Raw genomic sequence first — 8,933 nt, forward strand, 5'->3', positions numbered from 1 at the left:
CTTTGTTCACCGGATCAGCCTGCCGGCCCGTCTTTGGTGGAAACCGAATAGTCGCTCACACCGGTGCGGTTGCAAACATCCATGACATTCACGACCGGTTGAAAGCTGGCGTTCTGATCGGCGCGGATCACCACGGTTTGATTCGTTGGGTTGCTGGCGACAGCTTTTTGAAGCAACTGCTCGAGTTCTTTCAGCGGGGTGGCTTTGCCGCGCAAGTAAACCGTTCCGTCAGCGTCGATGTCGACCACGACTTCGCGAGGTTTGCTGGTCATCGGAACGGCGCTGGTCGCCGAAGGCAGCACGATGTCGAGTTGACGTTCCTCGTCCTCAAACTCGCTGGTCACCAGAAAGAAAATCAGCAGCAGGAAAACCACATCGATCAGCGGGGTCAGGCTGAGTGTTCCGGCAACGTTGGAGCGTTTGAGTTGAACAGCCATGAGCGATCACGAAGTGGTGACAGGAGGCGGTGAGTTGATGGCCACCGGCGGTGGTGCCCCGTTGTCGAGTGGGCGGAGTTGGCCTTCCGCGTCCATTCGCGATCGACCGACGAAACGCACCAATCCGGGTGCGATGGTGAACGCCAATTCTTCAATTCGGTGGAACAGTTTCGCGATTCGATTTTCGAGGTACTGAGCCAGGATGGCGGCAGGAATCGCGACGGCCAAACCAGCCAGCGTCGTCACCAAGGCCGTGTAAATCCCTTCTGACAATTGTTCGCTGCGGCTGCGGTCCGCGGTCAACGTGCTGGATTCATGGAAGGCAACAATCATGCCCCACACGGTCCCAAGCAATCCCATCAAGGGAGTCGCGGCAGCGGCCAGTGTGAGCCACCGCACCGGGCCCGCGTATCGATCCGCTTCCCGTTGCAAGGCTTCTCCCGCAGTGCGTTCGATGTCGCCAAGTGGTTGTCCTGTTCGCATCAGCATTGCTGAGATGACGCGAGCGGCTGGCGAAGGGTTTTCGATGCAAATTTCTTGAGCGGTGCTGGGCGGAAACGTCTCGTGCGTCGCAGCCAAGTCGCTGATTTGATTGACCAACGATCGTGGCAAGATCTTCTCTGTTCGAAGCGAAAGCGTCCGTTCCACCGACAGCGTCACGACCAACATGCTCATCAGTCCGATGGGAATCATGAACCGTCCGCCGCGGGCAATCAGCGACAGCAAGTCGATTCCGGAGGGTTGGTCTGAGCCGGGTTGCTGGGTGGGTTCGTCGTTCATGACGGACTGAATGTCAGCCGCGTCGATCATGTTGGTGGCACCGGTCGGTTCGGCAGTGTCTTGCGCGGACAAGAAAGGACCAGACGATACGGTGATCAACAAAGCGGACCAAAGGACAGCGATGACCAATGTCGTGCGCCGGCGTCGTTGGTCGTTGAAAAGGAATCTCACGGTGCTTTCAGTGCCTCCGCCCGCTGCTTGGCCTTGGCGGCCAATTCATGCCCGGGGTGTTGATCGATCACGTACTGGTAAAAATCTTGGGCGAACTTCGTTGCTCTTGCTTTCGCAGCATCGGTTCTCGCCGATTGCAGCAGCAGTTCCGCACATCGTCCTGCTTCGAACCCGCTTTTGGCCTGCCAATTCTTGATGACAGGATCGGCTTTGTCCGCCCCAAATCCAAACATGACGCGTTGGAATTCTGGGATCGCCTTGTCAAACGTTTTGTTCGCGAAGTGAATTTCACCCATCATGAACCGAGCACGCGCTGCAATTTCGTTGCGGAAATTGTCTGCGACTTCGGCGTAAAACTTCAATGCCTTTTCGTCATCTCCGGCATTTTGAGCCGCGAATCCGGTCTCATAGAAAACTTGGGGGAGATAGGTCGTCGCGGGGAACCGCTCGCGGAGTTCATCGTACCAGTCGATGGCGTCCTCAAATTGACCCAATTGGGCAGCGCTCTGGCCACCGTGCAGTAAGATCAACTCTCGGACCTGGCGTTCGGCTCGATCCCGAATGGAGCTTGCGGAATCGTTTTCTGCGACGATTTTTTCGCGAGCCTTGGAATACGCGCGAAGCGCGGTGTCGTACTTTTCTTGTTTGAAGCGGGACTCACCGATCATCATCATCGAGTCCAGCAGCAAACCGCCCTGCTGCACCTCAACGTACTGGCGTTTGAAGGCGGCTTCGGCCTCGGCGTACAGCTTTTGTTTGTAGTACGACCAGCCCAGGCGATAGAGCGACTTTTCTTTCAAGTCCAAGTCGGAGGTTTTGTTGGCTGCGATTTGGAATGCTTTGGCGGCGTCGGACCAGCGTTCGTTGCGATAGTGATCTTGGCCGACGAAGTAAGCCGCGTCCGCCACGAGAGCGTTGTCGGGGAACTTGGAGATCAGTTGTTCGAATTGGGCCAAAGCTTGTTCGTCTTGCCCACTCTCGCGAAGCGACCACCCCAGTTCATAGAGAACCTTGTCCATGTCCGGGTAGTTGGGAACTTCTTGGGCAATTCGTTGAAGGCTTTCGGCTGCCTTGGCCGTTTGGGAGGCGTTTTGATCTAGCAGCGCCAGTTCGTAGAGCGCGTGGCCGAGGTTGTTGCCCGTCGGCTTCGTGTCCAAGAAAGCAGTCAAGTCGCTGCGTGACTCGGCGTCTTGGTTCAAGTGGCGGTAGGCAATGCCTCGTGACAGCAGAGCGTCGTCCATCAACGCATGGTCTGAGTTTTCCGTGATCAATTCGGAAAGCGTTTTCACCGCTTGTTCGTGTTGTTGCGATTGCAGTTCCGCCATGCCTTTGGCGTAGCGAGCAAACGGCAACAGACCCGCGTCGCGTTTGGAAGTCAGGATGGGCGTGAAGTACTCGATCGCTTTGGCGTATTGTTGATCGCCGCTGGCCAGTTGTCCGAGTTTGTATCGGGCTTGGTCGGCCATCCGGCTTTCACCATTGGTGCGGATGAGTTCTTGCCAAATGCCTGCGGCTGCATCTCGGTTTCCAGCGGTCAGTTGAGATTGACCGGCCATCAAGAACGCTTCATCCGAACGAGCCCATTCTGGGGCCGCTTCGCGGCTGGCCTGGAATGTTTTCGCGGCCTTCGCTGCATCGCCCGCAGCCAGTTCGGCTTGTCCTGCCAGCAACAATGCTTCTGCCTTTTGTTCCGGCGTTTGCATTGCATCCAGATTCGCACGGATCAGGGCGGCCGTTTTGGCTGGTTCGCCCGCCGCCTTCCATGCGGTCGCCCCGCGTAAAATCCATGTTGGACGCTGGGGGTGATCCCGCTGTGGTTTGCTGTCCACCAGTGATTGGTAGCGTTCCGCTGCGTCTGCCGCTTTGCCCGACGCCAGCAATGCTTCGGCGCCGACGAACAACGCGTCGGGGGCGAGCGGGTCACGTGGGTATTTGTTATTGAAGTCCTCCGCCAACTTCGCTGCTTGATCGGTGTCTCCGAGTTGCAAGGCCACAAATGCCGCGTTGTACAGGGCTCTCGGTGCGAGCGCATCCTCGGCGTGTTCTTTGGCGATGGAGAGGTACTGATCCAGAGCTTCGTTCAAGCGGTCCGGTTGCAGCGACAGAGCCTCGGCTGCATCCAGTTTGAGAGCGACGGCGAAACTTCCCTCTGCCCCGCGTTCCATTTGTTCGGAGGCCACCTCGTAAGCGGCCTGGGCCGATTCCAACATCTTGGCTGGTTCGCGATTGGCGGTGCCCAGTTCGATGCGGGCCAACCAGTGAGCGGATTCGGTCGCGGCAACCGGGTCGGTGCCTTGGAGCACGTCACGGAATCGAGCGGCCGCGCCGGACAGGTCGCCAGCTTGATAGAGCGTTTGGGCGGAAGCCAGCGTTGCTGCGGCGGCGTAGGGCGATTGGGGAAATTGCTTCAGCAGTTTTTCATAGGACGCTGACGCTTGGCTGGGGGCGCCGTCTTGAGCGAACGCGAAGCCTTGGCGGAAATAGGAATACGCTTTGTCCTCGGGCGTCGCGTTGACGTGGTTTGCGACCGATTCAAATCGTTTGACTGCTTCCTGCATCTCTCCCTGCAATAAAAGCATGTCGCCCATTCGGATCTCGACATCGACGATCAAATCCGAATCCGCGCAGGCGGTGAGCAGTTGTTGGTATGACGCTTGAGCTTGGTCGTACTTCTTTTGTTCTTCCAGTGCGACGCCGCGAGCGTACAGGGCATCGCATCGCAAGACGGAATCCGCAACGCCATCGAGTTTCATCATCGCGTTGTAGGACTCGATGGCCTTGTCCAGGTCGCCCATCGCGTACAGGGCTTCGCCCCGATAGAAGTAGGCTCGATCCAGTAATCGCGAATCGGGGTTTTCTTTGATCAGGGTGTCGTAGGTTGCGATCGCTTCGCGAAGCAGTTTGGGATCCGCTTCTTCACCGGTTCCCGCCGCAGCGTACAAGCACCAACCGCGGTTCGACAGGCTTTCTTCGCGGAGGTCATACTTGGTGTCTTTCAAGGCGACCTGAAAGGCGTCCGCGGCGGCTTTTAAATCCGGCGTGTCTTGCTGCATGTAGCAGACGCCCAGGTAATGAGAGGCTTTGGACGCCAGCGGGCTGTCGGGATATTCCTTTAGGAATTTTTTCCAGGTGTCGACGGCCAACCCGATCGCACCGTTGGTTTGAAAGTTCGCCGCGTCGGCATAGAGCGCGACCGCGGCGGAATCTTGTGCCGGTTCTTCTTGAGCAACCACGCGATGCGCTGGCCAGTTCAAGATCAAGGTCATCGCCAGCAACAGGCCAGCAACGCGAGGGAGGCATGGCGAGCCGAACAACGGTGTTCGAACGATGGTTGGCATGGCAGCAGAATGCAAGTGCGAGAAGCGAATCCAAGAAACCGGCGTTTCACTCTAACCGCGTGTGCTGACGTAGGCCATCCTCAACGCGTGCGTGGCCTCAGCCAACATCTTTGATTCGTCGTCCGACAAATTGCCTTCGGTCTTTGTTGCGAGCACTTCCAGCGTGTCGATCGAATGCTTGGCCATCGCCTTGTCGACGCGGGGTTCGTCTTGTCCCGGCATCGGGATCTGTCCCAGTGCACTCATGCCCTGTGTGAACAACATCGAGACGAGGACTTCAAAACTGGCAGGTGGAAGCTGGGATCCGCCAGACGGCGTCGCGGTTGCTTGCTTGGCATCGTCCGCGGGGTCTTTGCTGTCGTCGGTTTGGTTTGGGTCGGCGTCGGTCTGTTTTGCCAAAGCTTCTTTCTCTTTGGCGACCTGTTCTTTCCAATCCGAGTCCACCACGATTTGAGGTGACTCGTCCGTTTCTTTTTCTTTTGGATCAGAGTTTGTCATGGCAAATCAGGTAAAGGGGGAGAGAAGACTGTGAGATCAAGACGCGGTTGGCTTCTCCGGTTCCGCGGCAATCTCTTCGGTTACGCGTTGCTTGCGACGGTTGATCGCTGCTTCGATAAAATCGGTGAAAAGCGGGTGCGATTTCAGGGGTTTGCTTTTGAATTCGGGGTGGAACTGAGCCGCCAGGAACCACGGGTGAGACTCGATTTCGACAATCTCGACCAACCCGCCGTCTGGGCTCAGTCCGGCGAAACGCATTCCAGCGTCTTCAAACGCTTGACGGTATTCGTTGTTGAATTCGTACCGGTGCCGGTGGCGTTCTTCGATGTCTTCCTGGCCGTAGGATTGAAAGGCCTTGGAGTCGGCCGCCAGTTTGGTGGGCTGGGCTCCCAGTCGCATCGTCCCGCCCATGTCGGTCACGTTTTGTTGTTCGTCCAACAAACAGATGACTGGGTGCGGGGTGTCCTTGTCAAATTCCGTCGAGTGAGCCTTTTCAAGTCCCAGCACGTTTCGGCCGTATTCGATCACAGCGGTTTGCATGCCCAAGCAAATGCCAAAGAACGGCACGTTGCGTTCGCGAGCAAATTGAATCGCCTGCACTTTGCCTTCGACACCGCGTTCGCCGAAGCCACCCGGGACGAGGATCCCGTGATAACCGCTGAGCAATCGTTCGGCACCTTCCCGTTCGATGTCGCTGCTTTGAATGCGTCCGATCCGGATCTGTGCGTCGTGATGCATGCCGGCGTGATCAAGCGATTCATAGATCGACTTGTACGCGTCTTTGTGCTCAGCGTATTTGCCAACGACGGCGATCGAAATTTCGTGGCGTGGATTGCGCAAGCGGTGCAGCAAATCGTTCCACGGGGTCATGTCCAAACTGCCCGCGGATGTCAGGCCAAGTTTTTTGACGATCAATTCGTCCAGCTTGTTATCGACCAGTGACAAGGGGACTTCATAGATGGAGAAGTCCTTGTCCTTTTCTTCGATAACCGCTTCGGGTTCCACGTTGCAGAACAGAGCGATTTTGTCTCGGTCGTCTCGGCTGATCGATTGTTCGCAGCGACAGACCAACACATCCGGTTGGATGCCGATTTCACGAAGCTGGCCGACGGAGTGCTGCGTGGGTTTGGTTTTCAACTCATCGGCGGCTTTCAAGTACGGCACCAACGTCAGGTGCATGTACAAGCAATTTTCGCGACCGGCATCGAGCGAGAATTGGCGGATCGCTTCGAGGAACGGCAGACTCTCGATATCGCCCACCGTGCCACCGATCTCAGTGATCACGACGTCGACGTCATCGCCGCCCATTCGTTTGATGACTCGTTTGATTTCATTGGTGACGTGGGGACTCACCTGAACGGTTTTCCCCAAGAACTGGCCACGCCGTTCTTTTTCGATCACCGAGAGATAAATTTGCCCGGTGGTGTAATTGCAATCACGGTTCAGCTTGCCAGAAGTGAATCGTTCATAGTGCCCAAGATCGAGGTCGGTTTCGGAACCATCGTCCAAAACGTAAACCTCACCGTGTTGGTAGGGGCTCATCGTGCCCGGATCGACGTTGATGTACGGATCCAGTTTCTGCATTCGAACCCGCAGCCCGCGACGTTCGAGAACCATGCCGATCGATGCACTGGTCAGGCCTTTGCCGAGAGAACTGACAACGCCGCCGGTAACAAAAATGTGTTTAGTCATGTCCGAAAATCATACCGTGATGGAATGTTTTCGGAAGCGGCGTTGACGACCCGAATGAGCGATTGCCGGGGATTGTGCCAAGAAGGCCCGCTAGAGGGTGCCGGGATGCAATTCTGGGTACGGGTTTCGACCCTGATCTTCTGCAAAAGTTCGCTGTCTTTCGTAGATGGCAAGTCGTCGCATGAGGATCCGTGCGGATCTGCTCGGCTCGTTTTTACTCGTCTTCGGTCGTCGGGGATTCCCCGTCATCCCGGCAGGCGTCCAGTTGGATCTGGATTTGGTCGAGCAGATCCTCGAGACGCTGGATCGTCGAGGGACTCGTGAATTCCGGTTGTGCCCGTTTGGGAGCGGGCGGTTTGGTCGTGCCAGCGTTTCGAATTGCTTTTCGGGTATCAGGATGAGACGAGCTGAACAGGTCGGTGGAGTGCATGGCCTCGGCCGATAACTGCGTCTCGGGAATCTCTGATTCAACGTCGCAAGCCGATTGGATCCGCTGTCGCAAACGATGAGTTTCCTGGAGCATTCGACCAATCCGTTCCGCATCCGGTGAGCAGGCTTGGTCTGCGGCCTGCTGAATCGCCGTTTGTAAATCGGTTTCCAGGGATTGGGCCAGGTCGGAGATTCTTGTCAGGTCATGTCGTTCCGCTTCCGATCCGATGGACTGAATTTCTGCGAATGCCTCGCGAACGAAATTGGAATCCAGCGGAGCCCGCATGGTTCTCAGTTGAAGCAATTGGTACTCGAACACACTCAGTCGCGAGAGACAACGCTGAGAAAATCGGTCCCATTGGGTTGGATCGGTCATCGAATTGAAACGCATACCCCGAATCCAGACGCCGCGGCGACACGGTTTGTTTCCGTGAAGGGTCGCAAGTCTCAGATGGCCGGGGTGGGGCAAAAGGGAACGTGATAAACAGGGAACGTGATAAACACGGGGTTTTGACTGTCGATCTTCATAGCTAGGCCATGAAACGTCGGCACCCGGCGATTCATTGTGCGTTTCATGGCGATCCGTTGGTCCACGACACCTGCGACTGATTCAAATCGTTCAATCCATGCAACCGAAGCGGCGAGTTTTGAAGTTGCGCTTTTGCGTGAGGCATTGATTTTTTCATAACCCGACGCGTCAGCGAGGCGAAGTCAACATCGTTTTTTCCTCGCTGACGCTTCGGGTTTTGAGAAAAACGCAACTTCAAAAGCGGCGAGCGGGGATGCCGGTTGTTCGTGAAGCAGCCGTAAAGGACCGGCGGGAATCCCCGTCAAGGGCCTGGTTTGGCACGCGACGTGCATCGTTGTTGCCCTGTTGTCGACGTCGCACGGCACGGGCCTCTCGACGTTCTCACTCACCTCTCTCAAAGCAAGTCCAAGCATTGATCCCATGAATCCTGCATTCATCCAAACAGTCCACGGTTTCACTCACCCTGTCATCGCGAACAAGTTGCTCAATCGCAAGAAGGAAGGCAGCGAAGTCCATGAAACGACGACGCAGCTTTACCGCGAAGAAACCGCTCGTCGACTGGAAGAAAACAACCGCAAAGCCAAACGAGTCACCTCGGTGGCAAAGCCCAGCTAAGCACGTGAGGCGGAGTCATGGGGCTTGGTCACGTAGCAGCGTCTCTCCGAGACGCTGTCATTTGCGAGTCTCAGAGAGACTCGCCTACGTGAGGTTATACCCGATCATTCCTTCCGAACTGCTTAGCAGTGCGTCAACGCCTGAAATGATGGATCCGGTAGTGGACGAGGCGACGAGTCCTTCGTACCTCATTCGCTCAAAGGGACTCGTGGCTTCGTCAACTGCCCTAAGAACGAGTCGTGACGGACCTCTAACGGTCGAAACGATACAGAGCAGCATCGGTTCGCAAAATGAGCGAGTTGTCGACGACCGCTGGCGAAGCCATGATCTGGCCGTCGACTTGATTGGTCACTTCGATGTCACACTCTGTGCCTGGTTTGATGACGAAAACCTCGCCGCTGTGATTGCAGAAGTAAATTCGGCCAGTCGCCAAAATTGGCGAGG

The 8,933-nt window shown here is 56.4% G+C and carries 7 protein-coding genes and 1 pseudogene; 1 reads left to right on the top strand and 7 read right to left on the bottom strand.

What is annotated here, in order from left to right:
• Positions 1-14 precede the first annotated feature (14 nt).
• The 6 genes from ACF8AM_RS24570 to ACF8AM_RS24595 form a co-directional block, all read right to left on the bottom strand.
• Positions 15-437 carry an ExbD/TolR family protein gene (locus tag ACF8AM_RS24570; RefSeq protein ID WP_392558185.1) on the bottom strand — a complete coding sequence of 141 codons (423 nt, stop codon included), beginning with the start codon at positions 435-437 and terminating at the stop codon, positions 15-17.
• A gap of 6 nt (positions 438-443) precedes the next feature.
• Complete coding sequence (locus ACF8AM_RS24575; RefSeq protein ID WP_392558191.1) at positions 444-1,346, bottom strand: MotA/TolQ/ExbB proton channel family protein; 903 nt, start codon at positions 1,344-1,346, stop codon at positions 444-446.
• 38 nt (positions 1,347-1,384) lie between these two features.
• On the bottom strand, positions 1,385-4,726 hold the full coding sequence (locus ACF8AM_RS24580) for a tetratricopeptide repeat protein (RefSeq protein ID WP_392558186.1): 3,342 nt from the start codon (positions 4,724-4,726) through the stop codon (positions 1,385-1,387).
• Between the two features lie 51 nt (positions 4,727-4,777).
• Positions 4,778-5,224 (bottom strand): DUF1844 domain-containing protein, encoded by a 447-nt coding sequence (locus ACF8AM_RS24585; RefSeq protein ID WP_392558187.1) that lies wholly within the window; start codon positions 5,222-5,224, stop codon positions 4,778-4,780.
• A 36-nt stretch (positions 5,225-5,260) separates the two neighbouring features.
• Entirely contained in the window at positions 5,261-6,916 is a 1,656-nt protein-coding gene (locus tag ACF8AM_RS24590; protein ID WP_392558188.1) for a CTP synthase, read from the bottom strand.
• Positions 6,917-7,130: 214 nt separating this feature from the next.
• A complete protein-coding gene (locus ACF8AM_RS24595) occupies positions 7,131-7,736 on the bottom strand; it encodes a hypothetical protein (RefSeq protein WP_392558189.1) in 606 nt (201 codons plus the stop codon).
• Positions 7,737-8,294: 558 nt separating this feature from the next.
• Between ACF8AM_RS24595 and ACF8AM_RS24600 the strand changes: the two genes are divergently transcribed.
• Positions 8,295-8,489: a hypothetical protein gene (locus tag ACF8AM_RS24600; RefSeq protein WP_392558190.1), complete on the top strand. Its 195-nt coding sequence runs from the start codon at positions 8,295-8,297 to the stop codon at positions 8,487-8,489.
• A 250-nt stretch (positions 8,490-8,739) separates the two neighbouring features.
• Here ACF8AM_RS24600 and ACF8AM_RS24605 read toward each other — a convergent pair.
• Positions 8,740-8,933, bottom strand: a pseudogene (locus tag ACF8AM_RS24605) (serine/threonine protein kinase); the annotation flags it as partial.

The sequence above is a fragment of the Rhodopirellula sp. JB055 genome (assembly GCF_043100905.1).
Taxonomy (GTDB): domain Bacteria; phylum Planctomycetota; class Planctomycetia; order Pirellulales; family Pirellulaceae; genus Rhodopirellula.

Coding starts and splice junctions, on each gene's coding strand:
- ACF8AM_RS24580 (WP_392558186.1), bottom strand. CDS start 4,726: ATGCCAACCATCGTTCGAACACCGTTGTTCGGCTCGCCATGCCTCCCT.
- ACF8AM_RS24590 (WP_392558188.1), bottom strand. CDS start 6,916: ATGACTAAACACATTTTTGTTACCGGCGGCGTTGTCAGTTCTCTCGGC.
- ACF8AM_RS24570 (WP_392558185.1), bottom strand. CDS start 437: ATGGCTGTTCAACTCAAACGCTCCAACGTTGCCGGAACACTCAGCCTG.
- ACF8AM_RS24595 (WP_392558189.1), bottom strand. CDS start 7,736: ATGCGTTTCAATTCGATGACCGATCCAACCCAATGGGACCGATTTTCT.
- ACF8AM_RS24600 (WP_392558190.1), top strand. CDS start 8,295: ATGAATCCTGCATTCATCCAAACAGTCCACGGTTTCACTCACCCTGTC.
- ACF8AM_RS24585 (WP_392558187.1), bottom strand. CDS start 5,224: ATGACAAACTCTGATCCAAAAGAAAAAGAAACGGACGAGTCACCTCAA.